This is a genomic window from Paraburkholderia sp. BCC1884 (assembly GCF_900996225.1).
Lineage (GTDB): Bacteria > Pseudomonadota > Gammaproteobacteria > Burkholderiales > Burkholderiaceae > Paraburkholderia.
In genome coordinates, this window is record NZ_CAAJGL010000090.1 from 740,278 (window position 1) to 765,480 (window position 25,203).

The 25,203-nt window shown below is 62.9% G+C and carries 21 protein-coding genes and 1 pseudogene; 13 read left to right on the top strand and 9 right to left on the bottom strand.

From position 1 onward, the window contains the following. The 4 genes from FQ705_RS22245 to FQ705_RS22260 all read right to left on the bottom strand — a co-directional run bounded on the left by FQ705_RS22245 (position 1) and on the right by FQ705_RS22260 (position 3,648). Positions 1–177, bottom strand: a complete 177-nt coding sequence (locus FQ705_RS22245; protein WP_144144282.1) for a cytochrome c oxidase subunit 2A — start codon at positions 175–177, stop codon at positions 1–3. A 24-nt stretch (positions 178–201) separates the two neighbouring features. Beyond that, positions 202–1,551: a c-type cytochrome gene (locus tag FQ705_RS22250; RefSeq protein ID WP_144144283.1), complete on the bottom strand. Its 1,350-nt coding sequence runs from the start codon at positions 1,549–1,551 to the stop codon at positions 202–204. Continuing rightward, the gene (locus FQ705_RS22255; RefSeq protein WP_144144285.1) at positions 1,548–2,264 is read right to left on the bottom strand and encodes a c-type cytochrome; all 717 of its coding nucleotides are present in this window, start codon (positions 2,262–2,264) and stop codon (positions 1,548–1,550) included. Before FQ705_RS22255 ends, FQ705_RS22250 begins: the two co-directional genes overlap by 4 nt. A gap of 496 nt (positions 2,265–2,760) precedes the next feature. After that, positions 2,761–3,648, bottom strand: coding sequence for a LysR family transcriptional regulator (locus FQ705_RS22260; RefSeq protein WP_144144287.1), 888 nt, complete (start codon positions 3,646–3,648; stop codon positions 2,761–2,763). A 95-nt stretch (positions 3,649–3,743) separates the two neighbouring features. On the opposite strand from FQ705_RS22260, the gene FQ705_RS22265 reads away from it, so the two are divergent. From FQ705_RS22265 to FQ705_RS22300, 8 genes are all read left to right on the top strand, one after another. Then, positions 3,744–5,084 carry an MFS transporter gene (locus tag FQ705_RS22265; protein ID WP_144144289.1) on the top strand — a complete coding sequence of 447 codons (1,341 nt, stop codon included), beginning with the start codon at positions 3,744–3,746 and terminating at the stop codon, positions 5,082–5,084. 306 nt (positions 5,085–5,390) lie between these two features. Next, positions 5,391–6,005: a response regulator transcription factor gene (locus FQ705_RS22270; RefSeq protein WP_260854586.1), complete on the top strand. Its 615-nt coding sequence runs from the start codon at positions 5,391–5,393 to the stop codon at positions 6,003–6,005. Between the two features lie 138 nt (positions 6,006–6,143). Continuing rightward, positions 6,144–6,833, top strand: coding sequence for a response regulator transcription factor (locus FQ705_RS22275; RefSeq protein WP_144144293.1), 690 nt, complete (start codon positions 6,144–6,146; stop codon positions 6,831–6,833). 111 nt (positions 6,834–6,944) lie between these two features. Next, positions 6,945–7,589: a response regulator transcription factor gene (locus FQ705_RS22280; protein ID WP_144144295.1), complete on the top strand. Its 645-nt coding sequence runs from the start codon at positions 6,945–6,947 to the stop codon at positions 7,587–7,589. 271 nt (positions 7,590–7,860) lie between these two features. After that, positions 7,861–8,607 carry an aquaporin Z gene (gene aqpZ / locus FQ705_RS22285; RefSeq protein ID WP_144144297.1) on the top strand — a complete coding sequence of 249 codons (747 nt, stop codon included), beginning with the start codon at positions 7,861–7,863 and terminating at the stop codon, positions 8,605–8,607. Continuing rightward, entirely contained in the window at positions 8,591–13,084 is a 4,494-nt protein-coding gene (locus tag FQ705_RS22290) for an ATP-binding protein (protein ID WP_144144299.1), read from the top strand. The genes aqpZ and FQ705_RS22290 overlap by 17 nt, the downstream gene beginning before the upstream one ends. Positions 13,085–13,457: 373 nt before the next feature. Beyond that, positions 13,458–13,892 (top strand): CHRD domain-containing protein, encoded by a 435-nt coding sequence (locus tag FQ705_RS22295; protein WP_144144301.1) that lies wholly within the window; start codon positions 13,458–13,460, stop codon positions 13,890–13,892. Between the two features lie 119 nt (positions 13,893–14,011). Further along, positions 14,012–14,983, top strand: coding sequence for an alpha/beta hydrolase (locus FQ705_RS22300; RefSeq protein WP_144144303.1), 972 nt, complete (start codon positions 14,012–14,014; stop codon positions 14,981–14,983). Here the strand turns inward: FQ705_RS22300 and FQ705_RS22305 are convergent. Continuing rightward, positions 14,953–15,795, bottom strand: coding sequence for an EcsC family protein (locus FQ705_RS22305; protein WP_144144305.1), 843 nt, complete (start codon positions 15,793–15,795; stop codon positions 14,953–14,955). The two genes, FQ705_RS22300 and FQ705_RS22305, sit on opposite strands and share 31 nt — an antisense overlap. 140 nt (positions 15,796–15,935) lie before the next feature. Between FQ705_RS22305 and FQ705_RS22310 the strand changes: the two genes are divergently transcribed. Further along, the gene (locus tag FQ705_RS22310) at positions 15,936–17,531 is read left to right on the top strand and encodes an MDR family MFS transporter (protein ID WP_144144307.1); all 1,596 of its coding nucleotides are present in this window, start codon (positions 15,936–15,938) and stop codon (positions 17,529–17,531) included. 31 nt (positions 17,532–17,562) lie between these two features. Next, on the top strand, positions 17,563–18,027 hold the full coding sequence (locus FQ705_RS22315) for a MarR family winged helix-turn-helix transcriptional regulator (RefSeq protein WP_144144309.1): 465 nt from the start codon (positions 17,563–17,565) through the stop codon (positions 18,025–18,027). Positions 18,028–18,109: 82 nt separating this feature from the next. Here FQ705_RS22315 and FQ705_RS22320 read toward each other — a convergent pair whose 3' ends face one another. Beyond that, positions 18,110–19,387, bottom strand: coding sequence for an amino acid deaminase (locus FQ705_RS22320; RefSeq protein WP_144144311.1), 1,278 nt, complete (start codon positions 19,385–19,387; stop codon positions 18,110–18,112). A 158-nt stretch (positions 19,388–19,545) separates the two neighbouring features. On the opposite strand from FQ705_RS22320, the gene FQ705_RS22325 reads away from it, so the two are divergent. The 3 genes from FQ705_RS22325 (at position 19,546) to FQ705_RS22335 (ending at position 22,385) form a co-directional block, all read left to right on the top strand. Then, positions 19,546–20,436 carry a MurR/RpiR family transcriptional regulator gene (locus FQ705_RS22325; RefSeq protein WP_144144313.1) on the top strand — a complete coding sequence of 297 codons (891 nt, stop codon included), beginning with the start codon at positions 19,546–19,548 and terminating at the stop codon, positions 20,434–20,436. A 3-nt stretch (positions 20,437–20,439) separates the two neighbouring features. Then, positions 20,440–21,921: an N-acyl-D-amino-acid deacylase family protein gene (locus tag FQ705_RS22330; RefSeq protein ID WP_144144315.1), complete on the top strand. Its 1,482-nt coding sequence runs from the start codon at positions 20,440–20,442 to the stop codon at positions 21,919–21,921. 77 nt (positions 21,922–21,998) lie between these two features. Next, positions 21,999–22,385 (top strand): RidA family protein, encoded by a 387-nt coding sequence (locus FQ705_RS22335; protein ID WP_144144317.1) that lies wholly within the window; start codon positions 21,999–22,001, stop codon positions 22,383–22,385. A 645-nt stretch (positions 22,386–23,030) separates the two neighbouring features. On the opposite strand, the gene queF is transcribed toward FQ705_RS22335, so the two are convergent. The 3 genes and pseudogenes from queF to FQ705_RS22355 form a co-directional block, all read right to left on the bottom strand. Beyond that, positions 23,031–23,855 carry an NADPH-dependent 7-cyano-7-deazaguanine reductase QueF gene (queF, locus tag FQ705_RS22345; RefSeq protein ID WP_144144320.1) on the bottom strand — a complete coding sequence of 275 codons (825 nt, stop codon included), beginning with the start codon at positions 23,853–23,855 and terminating at the stop codon, positions 23,031–23,033. Further along, positions 23,852–24,754, bottom strand: a complete 903-nt coding sequence (locus FQ705_RS22350; protein WP_144144322.1) for a 5'-nucleotidase — start codon at positions 24,752–24,754, stop codon at positions 23,852–23,854. Before FQ705_RS22350 ends, queF begins: the two co-directional genes overlap by 4 nt. A gap of 35 nt (positions 24,755–24,789) precedes the next feature. After that, positions 24,790–25,203 (bottom strand): annotated as a pseudogene (locus FQ705_RS22355) (threonine ammonia-lyase, biosynthetic); the annotation flags it as partial.

The following is a 25,203-nucleotide window of genomic DNA, read 5'->3' on the forward strand; positions in this document are numbered from 1 at the left end:
TCAGTGAACGACGCCGCGCGGCAGAAAGACGAGGAAGTAGAAGCCGAACCAGATCGCCATGACGATCAGCGTGGCGACTCCGGCCACCGCGATCGCGCCATGCGGGCCCTCGGCGACGACGCGCTCCACTTCCTCATCCGTTGGCGGGGCCGCGCTGCGGGTATCGTTCGCTTCCATCTAGAGGTTCTCCAGTGCGGCGGTTCAATGCAGCGGGGCCTTGCGCAACTCGTTGACTTCACGCGCGTTCACGGGCTGGCCGTGATTGCCCCAGGCCGTGCGGATATACGTGACGACGGCCGCCGCGTCGGTGTCGCTCAACTCCTGGCCGAACGGCGGCATGCCGTACGGCTCCGGATTGCGCATGGTGCCGGGCGGAAAACCGCCGTTGAGCACGATCCGGATCGGGTTGACGGCGGAATCCATTTCGATCGACTGATTGCCCGCGAGCGGCGGGTAATGCTGCGGCTGGCCTTCGCCCTTGGCGCCGTGACACAGCGCGCACTTGTCAGCGTAGATCTTTTCGCCGAGCGCGAACACGTTGGTGTTGGTCGGCGCGGACGGCCCGGACTTGCGGCCGCGATTGTCGGGCAAGGTCTTGAGGTAGACGGCCATCGCCTTGACGTCGGCTTCGGTCATGTACTGGAGGCTGTGATAGGTCACTTCGGCCATCGGGCCATACACTGCGCCGCGATCGGAAATACCCGCCTGCAACAGGTCGACGATGTCCTTGATGCTCCAGTCGCCGAGGCCGCCGTCCTTGTCGGAAGTCAGCGAGGGCGCGTACCAGTTCTGCACCGGAATCAGGCCGCCCGCGAACTGCTCGCTTTGCGACGAACCGCCGAGCATATTGATCTTGGTGTGGCACATGGTGCAGTGGCCGAGGCCGTCGACCAGATACGCGCCGCGATTCCACTCGACCGATCTGGTCGGATCGGGCTGATACTCGCCCTCGCGGAAGTACAGTGTGCGCCAGCCGTACAGCAGCTTGCGCTGGTTATACGGAAAGCGCAGCGTGTGCTTGTGATTTGGCTCGCGCACCGGCGTCACGGTCTTCAGATAGGCGAAGATCGCGTTCGAGTCGTCGCGCGTGACTTTGGTGTATTGGGCGATCGGCATCGCCGGGTAGATCAGTGTGCCGTCCGGGGTGCGGCCGGTGCGCATCATCTTGAAGAACGCCGCTTCGCTCCAGCTGCCGATGCCGTATTGCGCGTCCGGCGTGATGTTCGGCGAATACAGCGTGCCGAACGGCGTTTCCATCGCGAGACCGCCGGCGAACAGTTTGCCGCGAGGCGCGGTATGGCAGGCCACGCAGTCGCCCGCGCGCGCCAGGTATTCGCCGCGTTTGACGACGTCGGGACGCGTGTCGGCGATCGATGCCGAGGCGGCGGTCGTAGGCGGTGCGACCTCGGCGGCGTGGGCATCGGCGATCAGCCACGCGTGAGGCGCCTGCGCGAGCCGTGCGCCGCCCGCCACGATCAGAGCCGTCGCGGCCACGAGCGACAGCGCGCGCAACGCGCGAAAACGTCCCAGCGAGCGAAGGATCGGCTTCATTGCGGTTGGCTCCCGCAGGCGAGGGGTAGCCGTTCCGCCGATGCCGGCGCGGGACGCGGATCGGCCGGGCGCGGTTGACGCGCGAGCCAGCTCGATACGGCGGTGATGTCCTTGTCGCTCAGCTTGACCGCGATTGAATGCATGCAGTCCGGCGCGAGCGCATGGCGCGTGCCCGAGCGCCAGGTGCCCATCTGTCCGGCGATATAGCTCGCGTGCAAACCGAGCAAGCCGGGAATGCCGGGCTGCTTGCCCGTCATGCTGGCTCCGTGACAGGCGATGCATGCCGGTATCTTGCGCGCCGCGTCGCCTTGCGTGACGAGCCGCTGTCCCGCAGCGAGCACCGCTGGTGCCACGTTGCTGTTATCGGCGTTCGGATAGGGCGGCTGCAGATCGGCGAAGTATTGGCTGATCTTGCGCAGATAGTCGTCGGGCAGGAAGGCAAGCAGATAGCCCATCGGCGGATAGGTACGGCCGCCGTCGCGGAAGGCGCTCAGCTGATTGAACAGATAGTCGGCGGGTTTCCCGGCAATGCGCGGAAAGTAATCGTTGTTCAGGCCTTGGCCCTGCACGCCGTGGCATGAGGTGCAGGCGCGCACGCGCTCGTCCATCGCCGAGGGCATGGCCGTGGACGTGTCGCCGGCGGCGACGGCCATGCCGCTCCACACGACGTAAAACGCAAATAGAACCGAAGATCCAATAGCTTTACGTTGCACGCGAAGCCTCGTTGGGGAACGTTCTTTGTTCTCGATTATTTCTCGTGCATCGGTTCGGCGATCGTGACGGGATCTCGCGAACGCTGCACGACGGCTCTGCCAGAAATTCTTTTATGACGACTGCAAAACCAGCAAATCGAAACAGACTTTTTCTGAATGGCGAGGCAGGGGAAGCTACGGCGATGCAATTGCTTTAAAAAAACAATGATCTGCCTGAATGCGCCGATGGGCGGCGGCTTTCGGGCTGCGCGATTAACGCCTGAAACGTTCAGCAGCGAGTAGGAGGTTGCAGGAATTCAGCCGGTCCGTCAATAGCAAACAGAACGTTGAATCGCCGCGATACCAGATCATCATAGACGCCGGTGAGAGCCCTTTCAATATTTCCCTCGCGCGTCATTTGAGGTGTGCTGATCATAAGTCGCGATTGTGATTGTTTGATGTGACAGTGTGCGCTCGGCTTCCATGTCGTGTGAGTTGTTGGCCGATAAAAGCAGCTTCAGCTGAACAGGCGCATCAAAGCCGTGCGTGCGTTGCTGACGCGTTCGCTTTCGCCGATTCTTCCCGGCAGCAGATGAAACTCCACGGTGGGCAACACCGGCAAGCCGACGGCGGCCGGGCAGGCCACCACGCCGTCGCCGATCGACGATTCGTTCAGGCAGGAGATGCCGAGCCCGGCTTTCAACGCCAGCTGCAAACCGGCCACGCCGGAGGCGGAATGCGAGACCAGATAAGGCACCTTGTGCTCGTCGAGCAGCTTCACGACAAACCGCTGTAGCTGGCAACTCGACGGCAGCAGAACCAGCGGGTACGGCGTGACCGGGCGCGGGCTTGCATCGGCTGCGCGCACCCAGATCAGCTTCTCGCGCCTCACCACGGTGCTCGGTGCGCTGGCCCGCCGGCTGACGCCGCGAGTGCCGTCCGTGACGAGCCGTAGTGAGAGCCCGATGTCGAACGAGGCGTCGTCGCCGGCGCTGCTGTCGATCACCGCGCTCGGCAAGACGGTGACGTGCAGTTTCAGGCGCGGGTGCTGCTCCGAAAACGTTTTGAGAATGCGCGCGATATCGTGCGGCCGGTAGTAATCGGTGATGGCGATGCGCAATTCGCCGTCGAGCGAGCGGCCCTGCAGGTCTTCGAAGGCCGCTTCGCTCATCGCGATGATGCGGCGCGCGTGCTCCAGCAGGCGGCTGCCGGCAGGCGTGGCGCTCACGCCCTGCTTACTGCGCACGAAGAGCGGCTGGCCGGCGCGTTCCTCGAGCTTCTTCAACTGTTCGCTCACCGACGACTGCGAGAGAAAAACGCGCTCCGCACCCGCCGAGACGCTGCCCGATTCGGCGACGGCGATAAAAGTCCGCAATTGCGTGAGGTCAAATCCGCGTTGGCTCATGATTCGTCATACCCGATGGAAGTCATCTGAATTTCCGGCTTTTCCGATGGAAAGCACCGCCGTAGGATAACTCCAGAATCTTTGCGGAGGGTGTCATGAATAACCAATCGGATACGGCGTGGAAGTCCACGGACGTGCGCGGGGCGAGTCATCGATGGAAAGTGTTGGGTGTGGGCTTTGCCGCGAACGCAAGTTTTTCCGCCGCGTTCTCGGGGATTCCGACGACCGCGGTTTTCTTGCGTTCGGGCTATCACCTGGATAACGGCGCGTTGGGTCTGGTCCTCGGCATGCTGGGGCTCGGCATTGCGGTCAGCGAATTGCCGTGGGGTCTGCTGACCGACCGCTGGGGCGATCGTCGCGTGCTCTTGCTGGGCCTGCTTTCGACGGCTGCCGCGCTTGGCGGCCTAGCCGTGTTCGCGGCGCCGTCGGGCGCGCATGTGCCGGGCGTGACGACGCTTGCGCTCGGGCTATTGCTGGTCGGCCTGCTCGGCGGCAGCGTGAACGGTTCGAGCGGTCGCGCGGTGATGGCGTGGTTTCGCGAAGGCGAACGCGGTCTCGCCATGAGCATTCGCCAGACGGCGGTGCCCGCGGGGGGTGGGCTGGGCGCATTGGTGTTGCCTGTCCTCGCGTCGCGGTTCGGCTTTGGCAGCGCTTACTGCGTGCTGGCGCTGGCGTGCGCGTTGACGGCGGGTTTCGCGTGGCATTGGTTGCACGAACCGGCGCATGTCGAGGCCGAGGCGCGCGGCCAACGGGATACGCAAAACGAGCAACCGGGTCGGCGCGCAGCGGCGGCCAATGTTGCGTCGCGTCGCGCTTCGCCGCTACGCGACATCCGGATCTGGCGCGTGGCGCTCGGCGCGGGCGCATTGTGCGTACCGCAGCTTGCCGTCGTCACTTTCGGCACGGTGTTTCTGCATGACTTCAGCCGAGCCGGCGTGCTGGCAATCAGCGTGACCATGGCCGCAGTGCAAACTGGCGCTGCGGTCGCGCGGGTCTGGAGCGGCAGCTGGACCGACCGGCGCGGCAACCGTCGCGGCTACATGCGCGCCTGCAGTTTGCTCACCGCGGTTCTGTTCGCCTCGCTCGCACTGGTGACGGGCGTGGCCGGCATGCATCACGCGGCGATGACCACGGTGTTCGCGCTGATGATCGTACTGGGCGGCGTGAGCGCATCGGCCTGGCACGGCGTCGCTTTCACCGAACTCGCTACTCTGGCGGGCACGAACCGCGCGGGCACGGCGCTGGCGATCGGCAACACTTGCGTGTTTCTCACGCTTTTCGTGACACCGCTGGCGATTCCGCTGTTGTTGCGCCTCGGCTCGTGGCCGATGGTGTGGGCCGTGGCGAGCGTATGCGCCTTGATCGCGCTGCCGGTTTTTCCTCGTCCGGCACGTGCTGTCGAACTCAGCGGGTCGCGCGCATATGACGCCACGTAGGGGAGGGGTGAATCCGCTTCTCCCCGCTCGCAAAATAAGCGATGAAAAAAATCGAAAAATATTCAGGATGCTTAATTTAAATTTTATTTACTGGTAAGAGCCGCAGACACTCACGCGCTTCTGCGCCGGATTCGGAGCGCTCCGATTTTCCTGCATTTGTAGCGATGATTTTATTGCCGGCCTGGCGCGCAAGTGCGCCAGGGCACATCCCCGCGTATCGGCTAATTATCCCTACAACAAGCGAGAGAAATCGTGGCAAGTCTTCGAATCATTCTGGCAGACGATCACCCCTTTGTTCTCCTTGGCGTGCGCGCCGCGCTGGAAGTGCGCCCTGGTGCCACCGTCGTCGGTGAGGCACTCGATCCCGCGTCGTTAATCGACATGCTCCGCAGCACGCCGTGTGACGTGCTGGTTATCGATCTGTCGATGCCGGATCCCGCCGGCGCTGTGGAAGACGGACTCGGACTCGTCCGACGCATTCGCCGGGACTGGCCCGCCCTGCGCGTCGTGGTGATGACCACGCTGACCAACACCGAGATTCTTCGCGCCGTCGTGTCGGACAACGCGATCAGCGTGCTCAGCAAGGCGGAGTCGATGGACGCGCTCTGGCGCGCGATCGAGGCGGGTGGCGACGGTCAAACCTATCTGGGGCACGCCGTCGTCGAAGCGCTCGCGCAGCCCGTCGCCGACGAGCGCGAGGCGCTGCCACCGCCACGTCTGTCAGGACTGCAGGCGCAGATCGTCAGATTGTTCGTGGACGGCTGCTCAATTTCGGAAATCGCGGTGGCGCTCGGTTGTCATCGCCGCACTGTCAGCCGGCAGAAGCGTGAAGCCATGATGCGACTCGGTGTTGCAAATGATCCCGGACTCTTCTCGTATGTCCGTGCAAATAAAATTCTTAATTTTGAATCGTATAGCTAAGCAATTAAATTTCGGAATGCTTCGGTATGTTTCGGAGCGATCTTATTTTTATTTTTCAAAAAATGCTTAATGATTGCGGAGAATCGGCTGCATCGAATGGAGCGAAACAAAATTCAAGGAACGGAGGAGCAATAGACAATGAGCGACGCCGCTGAAATAAGCACACCCGTCCGCGCGATTATTGCGGACGATCATCCGCTGGTTTTGCTGGCGATCGAAAATTTGATGAGCGGCTATCCGAACATGGAAATCGTCGGTCGCGCGGCCGACGCCGACGAACTCTTCCTGGAAGCCGGCCGCACACCGTGCGATCTGGTGCTGATGGATCTGTATATGCCGGGAGAGATCAACGTCAGCGGACTGGACGCGGTCAGACAATTCAAGGCGACATTCCCGAAGATCGCGCTGATCGTTCTCACCATGGAGAACGAGGCGGCTGCGCTGCAGAAGGTCATCTCGCTCGGGGTCGACGCGCTGGTGAGCAAGCGCGACCGGCTCGATCTGATCCACGTGGCGGTGGTTACCGCGCTCGCGCGCGAGTGCTACATCGGCCCGACCGTGCGCACGCTGATCGCTTCGGCAACGGTAGCCCAGCGACTCGATTTCGTGCGCCAGATGTTGTCGCGCCGCGAACTCGAGGTGTTCACCCAATACGCCTCGGGCCTCGGCGTCACCGAGATCGCTGCGCGCCTCGGGCGCAGCGTCAAGACGATCAGCGCGCAGAAATGCACGGCGATGCGCAAGCTCGAACTGAACAGCGACGCGGAATTGTTCCGCTTCGCGGTCGAGCATGGCGTGGTGTCCGAAGGGCGCCCGCAAAGCCGCTGACAAGCCGGCGAGGTGTCGCGCAGCAGCGGCGCGGCGAATAGAAGATGAATTGGCATAGCCCGGGGAAACACATTGCGTGCACGGTATGCCAGTCGATAAGACAACAAGAAGATGACACAACTGATCCGCATTATCGTGGCCGACGATCACGACTGCGTCCGCGTCGGCGTGCAGCGATTGTTGCAGGGCGCGCCGCATCTCCAGGTTGTCGGCGAGGCGGCCGACACATACAGCCTCGCCGAACTGCTCGACACCGTTTCGTGCGACGTGGTGGTTTCGGACATCGGCATGCCGGGGCTCGACGGCGGCAGCAACGCCGTGTCGTTCCTGCGTCGCGTGTTGCGAGGGCGGCCGCATCCGCGCGTCGTCGTGCTGACCATGATCTGCCATGCGCACATGCTCTCGGGCTTGCTGCACATCGGCGTCGCCGGCATCGTCGACAAACGCGACACCGCGGCCGCACTGATCGACGCCATCGATGCTGCCATGGCCGGCCGCCTCTACCTCTCACACCACGCGCAGGTCGCGATCGAAGCGGCGGACTCGCCGCCGCAACTTCGCGCGGGCGTGCTGAGCGCGCGCGAGTGGGAGGTTTTCCAGCTTTATGTGCAAGGGCTGGCTGTCCACGAAATCGCCAAGCGACTGCAGCGCAGCGGCAAGACCATCAGCACGCAGAAACGCAGTGCGATGCGCAAGCTGGGACTGGAAACAGAGGCCGATCTGATTGGCTACGCGCGTCAGATCGGGCTGATATGACAGAGCCGCAAGTAGCCACCGTCGCTGTTCGTTCTAATCGAATAGGAATCCTAGTTGGGTCTTTGTGCGAAGACGTCGACGATTTAGGATTCTTCCGATTGGTTAGGGTGTCTTGTCGCTCCATAGTGCTGAATTAACCGCGGCTTGCTTTTATGTCCGCCTAACGGGAGCCGTTGACTCGTGAAGCGGCGTATTGCCGGGAAAAATCCAGGTGGACGTCCAGCGACAGTCGCGCAACAACGTCCGCCATGCACACAGACATGGAGTCGGCATGGTTGCGTTGGGCAAACGGTTGTTGGTCGAGAGTGCAGGGACCGCATGGGTGGTGTTCATCGGTTGCGGCAGCATGGTGCTAAATACCGGTGCGCTCCAGCAGGGGTATGGCGTGCTGGAAGTGTCGCTGGCGTTCGGCTTCGCGCTGGCCACGGCGAGCTACATGTTCGGTACGACGTCCGGTGCGCACTTCAATCCGGCGGTCACGGTGGGCTCGACGGTCGCGCAACGTTTTCCCGTCCGTGACCTGCTGCCCTATATCGCCGCCCAGATCCTCGGCGCGATCACCGCCGCCGCACTTCTGCTGAGCATTGCCAACGGCCGCCCAGGTTTCGAATTGGGGGCGAGTGAATTCGCGGCAAACGGATTCGGCGATCACTCGCCAGGCGACTATCAACTGCACTCGGCGCTGGTCATCGAATTCGCACTGTCTTTTGTTTTTGTGATGGCCAGCTTGCAGATGGCGGCCCGGCGTCATCTGAAGGCGATTGCGCCGCTGATTGCGGGCGCATTCCTGACGCTGATCTATCTGGTGTCGATCCCCGTCACCAACGGCTCCGTCAATCCTGCCCGTTCCACGGCGCAAGCGCTGTTCGCCGGCGATTGGGCGCTGGATCAACTCTGGTTGTTCTGGGCGGCGCCGATGCTGGGTGGCGTCGCCGCCGGCACGCTGTTTTCTTTTCTGCGCGGAAAATCCGATCAATCCGCCGCGGGCATTGCCGACGGGCATGGCGAAGTCGCGTGAATCATATTGGGCGGACCTGATCGTGTTCTTCGTTCGTATTCTACAAAGCTTCGCGGTGAAGCGAGTGCTGCGGCGCGTTTCGTTGTGGGCGTCGCTATGCCTGATCGCGTTGGCCGTCGTGGCGCAAATAAGCGGAGTCGCGCAGTCGCGTCCCCGCGCCGTAACGGCGTTTCCCGCGAAGCTGACCGTCGGTGTGCTCGCCCAGAACTGGATGCCGTTCGACGGACTGCAAGACGGTCAGCTGTCGGGCATGAGCGTCGACTATCTTCGCGCGCTGGTCGGGCCGGACGTCGTCTTCGAAACCAAAATATTTCCCGACATGCCGCAATTGCTCGCCGCCGCCTGCGCCGGCAATGTCGACCTGCTGATGAGCGTTGCCCGTACGCCAGAGCGGGAGCGATGCCTGAGCTTCACCGCACCGTACGTGCGCTCGACCACGTCGGCCGTGGTTCGTCGCGAAGCTGACGGCTACGAGAGTCCCGGCCAGTTGGCTGGCGCACGTATCGCTATCGAGAAAGGCTTCGCGCTCGAACGTGTCATGCGAGAGCGCCTTCCGCACGCGCAGTTCAGCGCTTACGCAACGACGCACGCCGCACTCGCCGCCGTCGCGCGAGGCGACGCCGACGTCTATCTCGGCTTCACGCCGTCCGTGCAGTACGCCTTGGTCACCGATGAATTTCGTGGCCTGCGTGTCGCGTTCGAAGAAGCCAGCAAGACAGGTGAACTACGCTTCGGCGTGCCCCGCAGCAGGGCGGCCCTGCGCGACCAGCTCGACGCGGCGCTCGCCTCCATGACTCCAGCGGACGAGGCGGCGATTCGCGAAGGCTGGCTATCCGGCAATTTCGACGCGCGACCGGCGCCCAGTGCCTCCCGTCTTGTGCTGACAGCCCAGGAGCAGGCCTGGTTGCGTGCGTTGCCGCCGTTGCAGATAGGTTTCGATCGCGGCTGGCCGCCGTTTAGCTATGTTGACGCTTCCGGCCAACCCGCCGGTGTTGCCGCGGATTATCTGGCGTATCTCAGCCGTACGCTCGGCGTCGAGTTCAAGCCGACGCGCACGGCCGATTGGCCTGCCACCGTCGAAGCTTTTCAACGGGGCGATCTTGCCTTGCTCGCCACGGCGTCGAATAACGATCCGCGCCTCAAGGAGGCGCGGCATTCCCGTGTCTATGAGAGTTATCCGGTGGTGATCGTCGGTCGTTACGACGAGCCAGCCGCGAGTTCGCTCGGCGACTTTGCGGCGCGTCGCGTCGTGGTGTCATCGCATGTGGCAGGTTCGATTCCGTTGGCGTTCAGTCATATTCCCGCCGACCACCTGAGCGTCGCTCCCAGTCTGGACGACGCGCTCGCCATGGTGGAAACCGGCAAGGCGGACGTCCTGGTGGGCAACGTGGCAGCGGTCGACGTCCTGCTCAAGCAGCGGTACATCGGCATTCTCAAGATTCTCGGCACGGTGGGCGAGTCCGACGCGCTCGACTTCGCCGTGCGCCCGGATCTGAGCCCGCTAGCCGGCCTTATCGACCGCGCGTTGCTGGCGATGCCCGCTTCTGAAAAACAGCGCATTCGCCGCAAATGGGTGACAGGCAACCCGCCGGACGTGGGAACGTGGAGCGTGACCGCGGTGCGCTTGCTGCCTTTGCTGATCGGCATAGGGGTGGTCTTGCTGGTCACGCTGCGTGCCTATCTGCTACTGCAGCGAGAGGTTCGGCTGCGCAAGAAGACGGAGCGTGAACTCGCTCTGCAACTGAACTTCCAGGAAACCATGATGAAGATGGTGCCCTATCCGCTGGTCGCCAAAGATCTCGACGGCCGTTATATCGCGGTCAATCGTGCCTACGAGGAGGCGTGCGGAATGAGCCGCGAGGCGGTAATCGGGCGATTCACGACGGACGTGCAGACCTGGGGCGAAGCCAACAGCCGCATTCTGGACGACCTCACGCGCAAGATGCTGCAGGGCGGCGAGATGGCGAAGGTCGAATTGCAGTTCGAGCGTCGCCCGGGCGACCTGCGGCACGGTCTGTTCTGGACCAGCGTCTGCCGCGGCAGCGACGGCCAGCCAGCCTGCGTGCTCGGAACGATGGTCGATATCACCGATATCCGCCGCGCCGAACTGCTCGCGCGCGAGACGGAGCGGCGCCTCTTCGACGTGACCCGCTCGCTGCCGGCCGTCGTGTTTCAACTGCACCGCACGGCGGAGGGCGTGTATTCCTTTCCGTACATCGGCGGCGACACGCGGCACCTGATGGGCGGCTGCGACGATGCGCAACTCACGCGCGATCAGGTGGATTTCATGCGCGTGTGGGAGCAGGATCGCCCGCTCGTCCTGGCCGAACTGGAGTATTCGGCGCATCACGAAACACCAGTGCACATGGAGTTTCGCCTTGGAACCGAACGCGACCTCAAGTGGGTGCGCGCCGAGCTCGTGCCATGTCGGCAAGCCGATGAAAGCGTGGTGTGGAGCGGTTACTGGGTGGACGCCAGCGTGGAGCATGCGCGCGAAGAGGAGCTTGCGCGAGCGCGCGATCTGGCGGAAGCCGCGTCGCGCGCCAAAGACGATTTCTTCGCCATGATGAGCCACGAAATCCGCACGCCGATGAACGGTGTGCTCGGGCTCGCCGAAGTGCTCGAACGCACGCCGCTCAATGCCGACCAAGGCGAGATGCTAGGCATGATTCGCGAGTCGGCCGGGGCGCTGTTGCAGATTCTCGACGACCTGCTCGATTTTTCGAAGATCGAAGCGGGACGGCTGACGATCGAAGCCGAGCCTATCGATCTGCGCGAACTGGTCGACAATGCCGTCGGTTTGCTGGCGGGCCGCGCGCACGAAAAAGGGCTCAAAGTGCGGGTGGATATTGCGCCGCAAGTTGCCGCCTCACTGCGCGGCGACAGCGTGCGTCTGCGGCAAATCCTCTTCAACTTGCTGGGCAATGCGATCAAGTTCACGCCGCAGGGAGAAGTCGACTTGCGCGTCTCCTTGCTCGACCAGAGCGGCGAGGCTCAAACCATCGAAATAGTGGTCGAGGACACCGGCATCGGCATCGCGCCGGAAGTGCAGGCGAGACTATTCGAACCATTCGTGCAGGCAGAGTCGTCCACTACACGGCGCTTCGGCGGGACCGGGTTGGGATTGACCATCTGTCGGAAGCTGATCGCGTTGATGCAAGGCTCGTTGACGCTGAAGAGCGAACTGGGCCGAGGCACGCGCATGATTGTGCGGCTCGTCATGGCCGTCGACACGCAGTCCTATTCCGTTAGCGGACTACGTGGCAAACGCGCGGTCGTGGCAACCGGCGATGCTCGTGTCGCCCAGGCCCTGCAGCACTTTGGCGAGGCGCTCGGACTCGAACTGCGCCGCATTTCGCCCGATGATCTGGCTCTCGGCGGCCGGGCTGCGCTGACCGACGTGGATCTCCTGTTCCTGAGCGACGACACGGTATTGCCGGCCGGCGTCAGCCCACGCTCGCGCATCATTCGCCTGACGGAGAAGCCGAAGCCAACTGGTTATCGCGTGCTCGACGATAACGTGCGGGTCAGCATCAATCCAATTTCATGGCGAGGCCTCGGCGCCGCATGTGCAGCTGCATTGACGGGCTTGCCGGCGGTGGTGCCGACGTCGACAGGACTACCGCGCACAGCCGAAGGCGGCGCTACGCCGCCGGACCGCGAACGTGCCATCGTCAGCGGGCGGCTGATTCTCGTCGCGGAAGACCATCCGGTGAATCAGGAACTGATCCGTCATCAATTAGCCTTGCTCGGCTTCGCTTGCGACGTGGTGAACGACGGCGAGGAGGCGCTCGCCGCGCTGGAGCACACGCGTTACGGCTGCCTCATCACGGATTGCCACATGCCGAATCTGTCCGGCTACGAACTCACGCGGCGCGTCCGTGCGCAGGAGCGTGCGGGTGCGTACCGTCTGCCGATTCTCGGTATCACGGCGAACACCGCGCCAGAGGATCTGAATCTATGCCGCGACGCCGGTATGGATGACAGTCTCGTGAAGCCCACCCGGCTCGCTACGTTGCGCGACTACCTGAGTCGCTGGTTCGGCACGGAGAGCGCGCGGCAACCGGCGCCGGTGGAGATGCTCGCCGAGCCTGCCGCCGCTGCCGCAGCGGATGTGGACGGAGGCACTGAACCCTTTATTCCGGTCGACCTGGGCCAGATGACGCAACTGTGGGGCAGCGAATCGACGGTCAAGACTTTGCTCGACTCGTTTGTTTCGTCGGTGCGCGAGGACATTCAATCGCTGTCGCCTTTACTGGAACATTCCGAGACGGAGCGCGTGCGGGAATGGCTGCATCGCGTCGCGGGGGCGGCGAGCGTGTTGCAGTACCCGCCCTTGCTCAACGCGCTGGCCGATTACCGTCGCGACATCGTCGGCAAGCAGCCGGAATGTCTGCGTAGCGACGGGCTACAGTTGATCGACCGGTGCAATGCCATGCTGGATGGCATCGAGCAACAGGCGGCGCTGCTCGCATGAGCGTAGACGAAAAAAAACGCGGCCGAAGCCGCGTTAAAGATTTGGAGACATCCCTCGATGAAGGAGTCACTTCTCGCAGCCGGAAGCATAACCGGGATGGCTTGCACCATTCACCACGAATTCCGCAATTAACTGTTTGATAAATTCGACGAATGCGTTTAGTGGCCGAACTTCTCAAATGCCTGATTCGATTCATACGCCTTCGCCGTTTAGAAATACGGACAACTACGAAGTCCACCGCACGTCGCTGGCGAGCGTCGTCGTCGCCCACACTGCGACGCAAACGGGGTCAGGGGATTTGCTCTAGTATGTGGTGGCTCCGTGCGCGGCCGAAGTCTCGGTGCGGCGGCGCATCAAAAGTCCGGAGAAGACCATGATTGCACTGCGAAAAATCAATCTAGCCGTAATGGTGTGGGCTTTAGCGTCGGGTGCCGCGTTCGCCGATACCGTCGCACTGAAGGCCGATCTCGAGCCGTCCAGCGAAGTCCCGCCTCGTGTGAGTCACGGCCACGGCATGTTGAACGCCACCTTCGATACGTCGACCAAGTCGCTGCAATGGACCGTCACCTACGAAGGCCTGAGCGGCCCCGCCACTGCCGCGCACTTCCACGGCCCGGCACCGGTTGGGCAGAACGCCAAGATCCAGGTGCCGATCGACAAGGCCGCGCTGGCCGCGCCGATCAAGGGCTCGGCCGCGCTGACGGAGCAACAGGTCACGGATCTGATGGCGGGTCAGTGGTACTTCAACATCCATACCGCGCAGAATCCGATGGGCGAGATTCGCGGGCAAGTTTTGCCGGCGAACTGACGGCGAAGCAAACCTTACCGGCCGGCGCTGATTTCTCTCGTGATTAGAAGTCGCCATCCAGCCGACACCGCGGCGAACGCACGTACCATGGCGGGACACTATCGAAGGAGCGTGTCCCGATGAGTTGGCAAAGCGCACTCGCGTGCTGGTATTTGCGCAGACAGTTCCGGCCGGAAACCGTAAAACCCGGCATCAATGTCGAACGCGCACGCGCTTTGACCGCGAAGCGCACGTGGTCGCCGCGCGTACCCGGCGGCTGGCACTTGCGTGAAGCGTACGCAGCGTCCGACGCGCCCTTGCGCGGCGAGTGGATCGAGCGCGCGGACGGCGCCGCTTCTCCCGCAGGCGCCGCCGTGCCGACCATCCTGTATTGCCACGGCGGCGGCTACTACTTCTGTTCCCCGCGTACCCATCGTTCGATCGTGTTTGGACTCGCGACACGCGCCCAGGCGTCCGTCTTCTCGCTCGATTACCGCCTCGCGCCGGAGCATCGCTATCCGGCGGCGCTCGAAGACGCAATCGCCGCTTACCGTCAGCTGGTCGCGCGAGGCATCCCGCCCGATTCGATCGTGATCGCCGGCGATTCGGCGGGCGGCGGCCTCGCGCTCGCTACGGTGTTGGCGCTGCGCGACGCCGGCGATCCGATGCCTGCCGGTGCACTGCTGTTCTCGCCGTGGACCGATCTGGCCGCGACTGGCGCCACCATCCGCAGCAACGACGGTCTCGATCCGATGTTCAGCGGCCCGGCCATCGCGCGCGCGGCGACCCTTTATCTCGGCGATACGCCGGCCACCGATCCCTACGCATCGCCGGTCTATGCCGACCTGCGCGGCTTGCCGCCGCTCTTCATCATGGCGGGCAGCACCGAGGTGCTGCTCGACGATTCGCAACGCATCGCTGACAACGCGAGCGCTGCGGGCGTCGACTGCGAATTCGAAGTGTGGAAGAAGATGCCGCACGTCTGGCCGCTGTTCGCGCCGTTCATCCCCGAGGCCAACCGCGCGCTCGACGATGCCGCGGCCTTCGTGCGGCGTGCGACGAGCGGCGCCATCCACGCCGCTCAGCCGTCGAGTGCGATGTCGATTGTCTGATAGGCGGCTTCCACCATCGGCTGGCCGAATTGCCGCTCCAGCCGTCGCACGGTGAAGTGACCGTGCGCGACCTGCTGGAAGTGGTCGATGAACACCGTGTTGACCATCGCGCCGAGCACCGCGCCGATGGCCGGAATCGACTTCGCGGCGATCTGCTCGCTTACCTGCACTGAAAATCGCGCGGCGATCGTGTTGAGTAGGCGCAGCAGCGCCGCCGAGCCGTGCGCCGTGAACCCCTTCGTCGCGATCTCCGACGACGCCTTCGACACCGCCTGCGCGAGCGCGCCGCGCATGATGAAGTAGCCGAAGTCGGCATCGTCGTCGGTGCTCGACGTGCCGCCCATGCCGAGCACCGTCAGACACTGCAGTTGCGTATCGATCGAGGAGAGGTCTTCGCCTTCGCTGCGCGCAATATCGCAGATCGAGCGAAACATCAGCGTGGTCGTGACCGGCAACTCGACGGGTAGGGCGAACAGCCCGAATGCGCCGCCGGCCGCGCCGGTGGTCGCCACTGCAAACTTGTGCAGCAGGTTGCTCGGCTTGTCCGGCACGATCAGCGGCGTGGCGCCGTCCTGGCGCCCCAACGTGCGCAAAGCGATCGACAGACACTTGCGCAAGGCCAATTCCGTCGCGTCCGTGATTTTTTCGTTGGCGAAGCCCGGCAGCCGGCCGAGCAGCTTCTCCAGCGGCGCACCGACGATGCTGGCCAGTTTCATCGCCAGCGCGGGGCTTTCCAGTTGATGCTTGGCGCGCCGAAGCGCCTTCAGATCCTCATCCGATAACGATGGTGCAGCGAGTGAACTCGGCTCCATGTGCCTCCCTTGGCGTCATGTCATGCTGTTTCTTCAGTCGATTGCCGCTCCGGCGGACTGCGGCAGCTCGTCCCGCTTAGAGCGCGATACCGTGCTATGATTCCCGATCGTTTGACGAGTCAACTGTTGCTCCATCAAAAATGGCTGTCCATACCGCGGCTCACCACTCCAGTGGGCAAGTTTTACCGTTCCGTGAATCGCTTCTGGCGATGCTCGGCATCTCCTTCGTCACGATGCTGGTCGCGCTCGACCAGACCGTGGTCGGCACCGCGCTGCCCACGATCGTCTCCGAACTCAAGGGCTTCGAGCTGTACGCGTGGGTTGCCACGTCGTATCTGCTGACCTCGGTCATCACTGTGCCCATTTTCGGCCGGCTCGGCGATTACTACGGGCGCAAGCCATTCGTGATCGCCTCGATCGTCGTGTTCACGGGCGCGTCGGTGCTATGCGGCGCGGCCAATAGCATGATGTTCCTCGTGCTGGCGCGCGGGCTGCAAGGCATCGGCGGCGGCATGCTGGTCGGCACCGCCTTCGCCTGCATTCCCGATCTGTTTCCCGATTCCGTCGTGCGCCTGCGCTGGCAGGTGTTGATGAGCTCCGCCTTCGGCATTGCGAACGCGGTGGGGCCGTCGCTGGGCGGCTTCCTCACGCAGTACTACGGCTGGCGGTCGGTGTTCTACGTGAATCTGCCGGTCGGTCTGCTGTCGCTATTCTTTGTCTGGCGTTTCCTGCCGCATCTGCGCCACGTCGCGCACGAGGGCAAGATGCGGCTCGACTGGCCAGGCGCCTTGTTGATCGCAGTGGCGCTCGGCTCGCTGCAACTGTCCGTCGAATTGCTGCCGAAGCATGGCGTGACCTTGAGCGCGGTCGCGCTGCTAGCGTTGAGCGTCGCTTCGGCTTACGCCTTGTGGCAATGGGAAAAGCGCTGCCCGACCGCGATTCTGCCGGTCGATATGTTCCGTAACCGTAGTCTGGCTGCACTCTTCACGCTCGCGGTGCTCGGCGGCTTCACGATGTTCTCGCTGCTCTTTTACGCGCCGCTGCTGTTCCAGGGCGGCTTCGGCATGTCGCCGAAAGAAGCGGGGCTGGTCATCACGCCGCTGGTGGTGTTCATCACGATCGGCAGTATCGCCAACGGGCGCATCGTGTCGCGCGTGCGCAACCCGAATCTGATGCTGTACATCGGCTTCGCGCTGGTGGCGCTCTCGTGCCTCGGCGTGGTCGTCGCCACGCGTTCCATGCCGCAATGGCTGTTGATGTCGTTCATGGTGCTGGGCGGTCTGGGACTCGGTTTCGTGATGCCGAATCTGACGATCTTCGCGCAGCAGACCGCCGGCCGCGAGCATCTCGGGATCGCCACGGCGTTGCTGCAGTCGCTGCGGATGATCGGCGGGATGATCGGCACCGCGCTCACCGGCACGCTCATCAGCCATATGTACGCGAGCGGCGTGCGCAGTGCGCTGGAAAACGACCACGCATCGCAATGGTTCAGCGACCTTGGCGATCCGCAAATCCTCATCAATCACGATGCGCAGACCACCTTGCTCGATCAGCTGACGCACGCCGGTCACAACGGCGCAGTGCTGCTGGAGAGCGCACGCGAGTCGCTCGTCGCGGCGATTCATCTTGGCCTCGCCATGGCGGCGATCATCGCCGTGGTGTCGGTGTGGCAAAGCCGCCGCGTGCCGCCGGTCAAACTGCAGCGCAAGCTCGAGCCGGTGATTCACGCCGACTGATTATCCAGACTTACTGCCTCACTTACAGATTATGGAAGAACAGGATCGCGTCGCCGTCATGCAGCAATTCGGCCGCACATATCGGGCCTTCATGTCGGCTTTCGAGGCGCACGTCGGCCATCCGTTGCCGCGTTGGCGCATTCTGCTGGCGCTGCACGACCAGAGCGGCGAGTCGTCGCAGAAGCGGCTCGTGGAGCGTTTGCGCGTCGATCCGGGCGCACTGACCCGGCAGTTGAAAACGCTGGAAGGGATGGGCTGGATCGCGCGCAGCATGGACACGCGCGACAACCGCGTGACCAACGTGCGGTTGACCGAAGCGGGCCTGCTGGCGACCGAAGCCAGCCTGCCGCGCCGCAACGCCTTTCTGCACGACACAATGGCGGGGCTACCGGACGAAGCACTCGGCGCGCTGTCGGGAGCGCTGAAAATGCTCGAAGTGCGGATCGGCGAAGTGGCCGCCATGGCGACCACGTCGAGCGCGGCGCAAGCCGACTGAACCGCAAGTAGCGAGGCATCGCTCCAGCCGTGCCGGGCGGCGACGCCTCACGTCCCGGTGAAGCGCATCATGCGCATCGACATCAGAAATACGTTTCGATCACTTCAGTCACGCGATACGCCGGGTCCACCACCAGCACCTGACGCCACTTGTCGAACGTCAGACACGGGTGCGAGATGTCGAACGCAATCATGTCGCCCACTTTGAGATCGGCGCCAGCGGGGATCCGCAGATACGCGTGCTGGTCCATCAAGCCGAAAATTTCCCAGCCTTCGCTCGCGGCGATATCGCGCGGCGCTTCGTTGCCCGGACGATAGTGACGCGCCGGTTCCGGCATGCCTGCATCGAACGCGGAGTCGCGCTTGCCCAAGCCGATGATCGCGCGATCCGGCTCGGGAATCGACTGCACATAGGCCCACAATTGCAGCGCGGGCAGCAGCCCTTCGCCCATTTTCTTCGCGACCGGATTACGCGCGAAGATATCCGTCTGCGCCTTGCGATAAACGCCGACGTCATGCGTCAGATAGCAGCCGGGACGCAGCACCACTTCGACCTTGCCGGCCTGCGTGGCCTTCGCGAACTCTTCCGCGACTACGTCGTACCACGCCGAGCCCGCGCCCGACAACACCGCCGGTGTGCGCGCAAAACGGCCTTCCTCGACCAGCGAGCGCGTGATCGCGACGGCGCTCTGCAAGAACTCGCGTACTTCTTGCTCTTCCTTCAGCACGCCTTCGTACAACTCGACGCCAGCCAGTTTCAGCACGTCCGGATAGCGGGCAATCGCCTCGAGCACGGCGTTGCGCTGCGCTTCATCGCGCACGCCCGTGCGGCCGCCCGGCACGCCGAGTTCCAGCAGTACTTGCAACTGCTTGTGCACCGAACCGAAAAACTCGCTCAACTGCTCGACGCCTTCGACCGAATCGACCAGGCAGAAGAATTCGAAGTCCGGATCGCTCAGCAGTTCGGCAACCATCATCATGTTGTGACGCCCGACCAGCTGGTTGGCCATCAGAATCCGGGTGACGCCGCCGTGATACGCGGCGCGCACCTGATGCGCGGTGGCGAGCGTGATCCCCCACGCGCCGGTTTCGAGCTGACGCCGGAACAGTTGCGGCGCCATCGTGGTTTTGCCGTGCGGCGCGAGTTTGACCTTGTATTCCTCGACGAACGCCTGCATCCATTTGAGGTTGTGTTCCACCTTGTCCGCGTACAGCACGGCGGCCGGCAAGCTCACGTCTTCGTTCAGCAGATTCCACTCGAGGCGCGCGGCATCCGTGAGCTGGATGCTGGTGCCCGGAACCATGCCCAAGCCCTTGCTATAAGGATCAATCGTTGCGCCCTGATAGTTTGTAACTTTCATGTCTCCCTGCTCCATCGTCCAGTTAAATTGAATCAAAGTTGACTTTAGCATGTTACCGAAAGTACGATGCATGGAGAAATGTTATTTAGTACCACGGCTTTTGCCTGAGCTTGCAGGAGGCGTTTTGTAAGCCTCGGATCGACACCCCACAGTCCGCCATGAACTCAACCGCCGAACCGCTGGCTTTCGACATCGTCGCGCGTATCGCCGAATGTGCGCCGGAATTGCGCTCAGCCGAACGCAAGGTCGCCGCGCTGATTCTCGACGACCTGACGGGTGCTTCGCGCGCCAGCATCGGTGCACTCGCGCAACAGGCCGAGGTGAGTGTCGCGACCGTCACGCGCTTTGCCAAGGCGGTCGGTTGCCGCGACGTGCGCGAACTCAAGCTGCGGCTCGCGCAGGCCGCCGCGGTCGGTCAACGCTTCCTGCAAGCGGGTGGCCCGAACGACGCGCCCGAACCGATCGCCACTCGCGTGTTCGACGAATTGCAGACCGCGCTTGCGCATAACCACCAACTGTTGCGCCAGGCGCCGTTCGACGAAGCGGCCGCCGCGTTGCGCGCCGCACGCATGATCTATGTGTTCGGCATGGGCGGCGGTTCGACCGCGCTGGCTGATGAAATGCGCTTCCGGCTGGTGCGGCTCGGGCGTCCCGTTGCGACCTATCAGGACGGATTGCTGCAGCGCATGGTGGCGAGCACCGTATCGCGCGAATGTGTGGTGATTGCGCTGTCCACGACCGGACGCGTGCCTGAGATGCTCGAGAACTGCAAGATCGCGCGCAGCTACGGCGCGACCGTGATCGCGCTGACCGCGCCGGCGTCGCCGCTGGCCAGACTGGCCGACTGGGTGATCCCGATCGTCGCCTTTGAAACCGATTTCATTTACAAGCCGTCGTCGTCGCGTTACGCGATGATGATGGCGCTCGATGTACTCGTCACCGAACTCGCCGTCAGCCAGGGCGACGAGAGCCGCGAATTGCTGCGTCGCATGAAACACGCGCTCGACACGCATCGCGGCGGCGGCGATCGACAACCGTTAGGAGACTGATCCATGCATTCGCATCCCGAAGCCGCCGATACGCTGATCGTCGGCGCGCAACTGTACGACGGCACGGGCGCGCCGCCGGTCGAACGCGATGTCGCGATCCGCGACGGGCGCATCGTGGCGATCGGCAATCTGTCGAACTGGCTCGCCGAAGAAGTGATCGAAGCCGACGGCCGCGCGTTGGCGCCTGGCTTCATCGACGTCCATACACACGACGACACGCACGTGATCCGCTCGCCGCAAATGCTGCCGAAGATCACGCAAGGCGTGACGACGGTGATCGTCGGCAATTGCGGGATCAGCGCGTCGCCGGTGGCGTTGAAGGGCGATCCGCCCGACCCGATGAATCTGCTCGGTGAGCGCGACGCGTTCAAATACCCGACCTTCGCCGCGTACGTCGAGGCCGTGAACGCCGCTCAGCCTGCGGTGAACGTGGGCGCACTGATCGGGCACACGGCACTGCGTAGCAACCAGATGGACCGGCTCGACCGCGCGGCGACGCCGGAGGAGATCGACGGCATGCGCGCGCAACTCGAGGAGGCGCTGGCCAACGGTGCGCTGGGTCTGAGTTCAGGTCTCGCCTACGGATCGGCGTTCGCCGCACCGACCGAAGAAGTGATGGCTTTGGCCGAGCCGCTCGCGGCGGCCGGCGCGCTGTACACCACGCACATGCGGACCGAGTTCGACGCGATTCTCGAGGCGATGGACGAGGCGTACCGCGTGGGTCGTCACGCACATGTGCCGGTGATCATCTCGCATCTGAAGTGTGCGGGGCCGTCGAACTGGGGGCGTAGCGAAGAGGTGTTGAAGTCGCTGGATGGCGCGCGTCGGTTGCAGCCGATTGGTTGCGATTGCTATCCGTACAACCGCAGTTCGTCGACACTGGATCTGAAGCAGGTGACGGGCGACATCGACATCACGATTACGTGGTCGGAGCCGCATCCGGAGATGGCGGGCAAGCTCGTGAAGGAGATTGCGGCGCAGTGGGGCGTCACGCAGCAGGAAGCGGGCAAGCGTCTGCAACCGGCGGGCGCGGTATATCACAACATGTCCGAGGATGATGTGCGGCGCATCCTGTCGCATCCCGCGACGATGGTCGGCTCGGACGGCTTGCCGAACGATCCGATGCCGCATCCGCGGTTGTGGGGCGCGTTTCCGCGCGTGCTTGGGCACTATGCACGCGACGCGGGTTTGTTGCCGCTTGAAGAGGCGGTGCGCAAGATGACCAGTTTGTCGGCGCGTCGATTTGGTCTGGCGCAGCGTGGCGAGGTGCATATCGGTTACCACGCCGATCTGGTGTTGTTCGATCCGGCCAGGGTGCGCGACGCGGCGACCTTCGAGAAGCCTGAGCAGGCGGCCGACGGCATCGACGCGGTGTGGGTGAATGGCGTGTTGTCGTATCGCGATGGCGAAGTGACGGGCGAGCGGGCGGGACACTTTGTGGCGCGTGGGGCGGCATCGAAGGGTGATGCGCACGGCGCGTTCTGATGTTTTTTTCTGATTGATGTGGCAGGCGGCGGTGGCCTGGGTCGCGCTGCGTGCCGGACTTTTTAAGGAGTATGAAGATGAAGCGATATGGCGTTGAAGGCGGGAAGGGGACGGGCGGTCAGCATATGCCGTTTGCGCGCGCGGTCCAAGCGGATGGCTGGTTGTTTGTTTCTGGTCAGACGCCGATGGAGAATGGCGAGGTGATCAATGGCGGCATCGTTGAGCAGTCGCATAAGGCGATTCAGAACGTGTTCGCGATTTTGAAGGAAGCCGGGTACGGGGCGGAAGACGTGGTTCGTTGCGGGGTGTGGCTCGATGATCCGCGGGATTTTGCTTCGTTCAATAAGGTGTTTCGCGAGTATTTTGGCGAGAATCCGCCGGCGCGGGCTTGTGTGGTCTCGTCGATGGTGATCGATTGTCGGGTTGAGGTGGATTGCGTGGCTTATAAGAAGCCTTCGGCTTGATTCTGGTTGTTGTTGATTCTGGTTTGTTGGCCTTTCCTTGAGGTCACGGTGGTCTATTGGCGTTCCCCCTGTGCGGGGGGGCACTCACTTTCTTTGCCGCCGCAAAGAAAGTAAGCAAAGAAAGCGGGCTCACACCGCCAGCCAGGAAGCGGGCCCCCTGGCTCGCAGGAGGCAGTGGTGCATCTGGAATCCGTGTTCTCGCACATTCGACGTCGGTGACAAAGCCATCATCCTTCCCGCCTCGCGCTACGCGCGGCGGAGCGGTCGGTCGAAAAACAGCGGGTTGAGCTTTGTCTGTGGGGCCGTCGGCTTCGCCTCGGCGAGACGCCGGACAACCAACTGTTTGAGAACTGGCGGGGGGCGCGCGCAGCGCCGCTGGAAGAATGACTGCTGTGCCACGAACGCGGAGAGCGCGAGGGCACGGATTCCAGATGAGCCACTACCGTGGCTGTGCGGGGGACCCGCTTATGGGCTGGCGGTGTGAGCCCGCTTTCTTTGCTTACTTTCTTTGCGGCGGCAAAGAAAGTGAGTGCCCCCCCGCACAGGGGGAACGCCAATAGACCACCGTGACCTCAAGGAAAGGCCAACACAACAACAACACCAACACCAAAAATCCAACAGCGCCGCGAGGCAACCGCCAGAAATTCACTGCCGCGCCAGCCTAAAATTATCCGGCATCGGCAAATTATAGTTAGTCCGAAACGGATTGATATCAAGCCCACCGCGCCGGGTATACCGCGCATAAACCGCCAGCTTAACGGGCTTACAAGCCTTCATCACATCGATAAAAATCCTCTCGACACACTGCTCATGAAACCCAGTGTGATTCCGATAAGAGATGATATATCGCAGCAACCCAGCATGATCGATCTGCGGCCCCACGTAGTGAATCTGCAGCGTGCCCCAATCGGGCTGCCCCGTCACCGGACAATTAGACTTCAACAGATTCGAAAACACGGTCTCTTCAACCGGCGCTTCATCGTGCGCAGCACTCAGCAAAGACGCATCCGGCAAGTACACATCCGTATCGAGATCCAGCCGATCCAGCGACAAGCCTTCGAACTCCTCCATCTGCAACTTGCCGAACTCATAGGGCGCCGCCAGATGAACGGAAACCGTCGCGCCGCACGACGCCGACACATCGCGTTTGATCGTGTCGCGCACCGCATCCATCGATTCGAACGCGGTCTGCGCAAACGAGCCGAGATACAGCTTGAACGACTTCGATTCGACGATATTCGGCGAATCCGCCGGCACGAAGAACGTGGCGACCGCGATCTGCGGCTTGCCGCGCGCATTCAGCCACGACAACTCATAGGCGTTCCAGATATCCGTGCCGAAAAACGGCAGCTGCGTGCCGATGCCGATCGCCTCGCGCGCAGTCTTGCGCGCAATCGGAAACAGCAACGACGCGTCGTACTGTTCGGTGTAAGTGGAAGCCTTGCCCAGCGGTGATTGTTCGGGTGTCATGATGCGTTCACGATGCCACTCAGCACGTGCCCCGTCGCCGTCACGACGCGGGCCGATTCGCAATGGCCAATTTGGTCGTCGAAGAAAAAGTCCGGCTCGAACTCGCGCAGAAATGCGCTCTTGTCGAGGCCGCCAAGGAACATCGCTTCGTCGATTTCGATGTTCCATGCCATCAAGGTGCGGATCGCGCGCTCGTGCGCGGGCGCCGAGCGCGCTGTCACCAATGCCGTACGAATATGCATCGGGGCGGCTTCGTCCGCGAGTTTTTGCAGCCGGTGCAGCGCCTCGAGCAAAGGCTTCAAAGGGCCGTCCGCGAGCGGTAAATCCTTGTTGTGTATCTCGTGGCCGACGAACGCTCGCAACCCGTCTTTCTGGAACACGCGCTCGGCTTCGTCGGAAAACAGCACCGCGTCGCCGTCGAAGGCAATCCGGATCTCGTCCGGATACTTACTCGCCATTTTCGCCGATTCCGGCAACACGCGTGCGGCCGGAAATCCGGCGGCGAGTGCGTCGCGCACATCGTCCTGATTCGCGGACAGAAACAGCGACGCGTTCAACGGCTTCAAATAGCTGAACGGCGCGCGTCCACGAGTGAAGACGCCGCGCTCGATCGCGAGGCCATGTTCACGGCACGAATGAAACGCGCGCAACCCGCTGATCGGATCGCTGCGCGACAGGATCACCACTTCGACGCGATGGCCGCCGGCGTTGAGGGCCAGCAGCTTGCGAATCAGCGGAAACGCGACGCCGGGTTTGGCCGGCACGCTCAGACGATCGCGCTGCAACGTTTCATACGCCTGAAGGTTGCCGTCCTCGTACACGCGGTTCTCCTCCTCGAAGTCGAACAGCGCGCGCGAGGAGATTGCCACCACCAGTTTGTCGACGAGCGAAAAAGCCATCTGCGCGTGTCAGCCCTGTGAGTTCAACATCGAGGTCAGGCGAGAAACAATCGGTACACCGGGTTATGCGTCTCTTCCCAGTGCGGATAACCGAGCGTGGTGAGGAACTGGTCGAACGTCGCGTTTTCGGTCTCCGGCACCTGGATGCCGACGAGGATCGAGCTGTAGTCCGCGCCCTGGTTGCGGTAATGAAACAGGCTGATATTCCAGTTCGGCGCCATCGACGACAGGAATTTCATCAGCGCGCCCGGTCGTTCGGGAAACTCGAAGCGGAACAGACGCTCGTCATGCGCGAGCGGCGAACGGCCACCGACCATGTAGCGAATGTGCTGCTTGGAGAGTTCGTCGAAAGTCAGGTCGACGGTCGCGAAACCGTGGGCTTCGAACGCGCCGGCAATCTGCGCCGACTCGCTGCGATTGCGGATCTGCACGCCCACGAAGATATGGGC

What these genes read in the sequence shown, in the direction of transcription:
- FQ705_RS22325 (WP_144144313.1), top strand. Translation starts at nt 19,546, where the DNA reads ATGAACTCAACCGCCGAACCGCTGGCTTTCGACATCGTCGCGCGTATC.
- FQ705_RS22305 (WP_144144305.1), bottom strand. Translation starts at nt 15,795, where the DNA reads ATGGAGCCGAGTTCACTCGCTGCACCATCGTTATCGGATGAGGATCTG.
- FQ705_RS22250 (WP_144144283.1), bottom strand. Translation starts at nt 1,551, where the DNA reads ATGAAGCCGATCCTTCGCTCGCTGGGACGTTTTCGCGCGTTGCGCGCG.
- FQ705_RS22280 (WP_144144295.1), top strand. Translation starts at nt 6,945, where the DNA reads ATGACACAACTGATCCGCATTATCGTGGCCGACGATCACGACTGCGTC.
- FQ705_RS22350 (WP_144144322.1), bottom strand. Translation starts at nt 24,754, where the DNA reads ATGGCTTTTTCGCTCGTCGACAAACTGGTGGTGGCAATCTCCTCGCGC.
- FQ705_RS22320 (WP_144144311.1), bottom strand. Translation starts at nt 19,387, where the DNA reads ATGAAAGTTACAAACTATCAGGGCGCAACGATTGATCCTTATAGCAAG.
- FQ705_RS22245 (WP_144144282.1), bottom strand. Translation starts at nt 177, where the DNA reads ATGGAAGCGAACGATACCCGCAGCGCGGCCCCGCCAACGGATGAGGAA.
- FQ705_RS22265 (WP_144144289.1), top strand. Translation starts at nt 3,744, where the DNA reads ATGAATAACCAATCGGATACGGCGTGGAAGTCCACGGACGTGCGCGGG.
- FQ705_RS22330 (WP_144144315.1), top strand. Translation starts at nt 20,440, where the DNA reads ATGCATTCGCATCCCGAAGCCGCCGATACGCTGATCGTCGGCGCGCAA.
- FQ705_RS22260 (WP_144144287.1), bottom strand. Translation starts at nt 3,648, where the DNA reads ATGAGCCAACGCGGATTTGACCTCACGCAATTGCGGACTTTTATCGCC.
- FQ705_RS22290 (WP_144144299.1), top strand. Translation starts at nt 8,591, where the DNA reads ATGGCGAAGTCGCGTGAATCATATTGGGCGGACCTGATCGTGTTCTTC.
- FQ705_RS22310 (WP_144144307.1), top strand. Translation starts at nt 15,936, where the DNA reads ATGGCTGTCCATACCGCGGCTCACCACTCCAGTGGGCAAGTTTTACCG.
- queF (WP_144144320.1), bottom strand. Translation starts at nt 23,855, where the DNA reads ATGACACCCGAACAATCACCGCTGGGCAAGGCTTCCACTTACACCGAA.
- aqpZ (WP_144144297.1), top strand. Translation starts at nt 7,861, where the DNA reads ATGGTTGCGTTGGGCAAACGGTTGTTGGTCGAGAGTGCAGGGACCGCA.
- FQ705_RS22335 (WP_144144317.1), top strand. Translation starts at nt 21,999, where the DNA reads ATGAAGCGATATGGCGTTGAAGGCGGGAAGGGGACGGGCGGTCAGCAT.
- FQ705_RS22275 (WP_144144293.1), top strand. Translation starts at nt 6,144, where the DNA reads ATGAGCGACGCCGCTGAAATAAGCACACCCGTCCGCGCGATTATTGCG.
- FQ705_RS22300 (WP_144144303.1), top strand. Translation starts at nt 14,012, where the DNA reads ATGAGTTGGCAAAGCGCACTCGCGTGCTGGTATTTGCGCAGACAGTTC.
- FQ705_RS22295 (WP_144144301.1), top strand. Translation starts at nt 13,458, where the DNA reads ATGATTGCACTGCGAAAAATCAATCTAGCCGTAATGGTGTGGGCTTTA.
- FQ705_RS22315 (WP_144144309.1), top strand. Translation starts at nt 17,563, where the DNA reads ATGGAAGAACAGGATCGCGTCGCCGTCATGCAGCAATTCGGCCGCACA.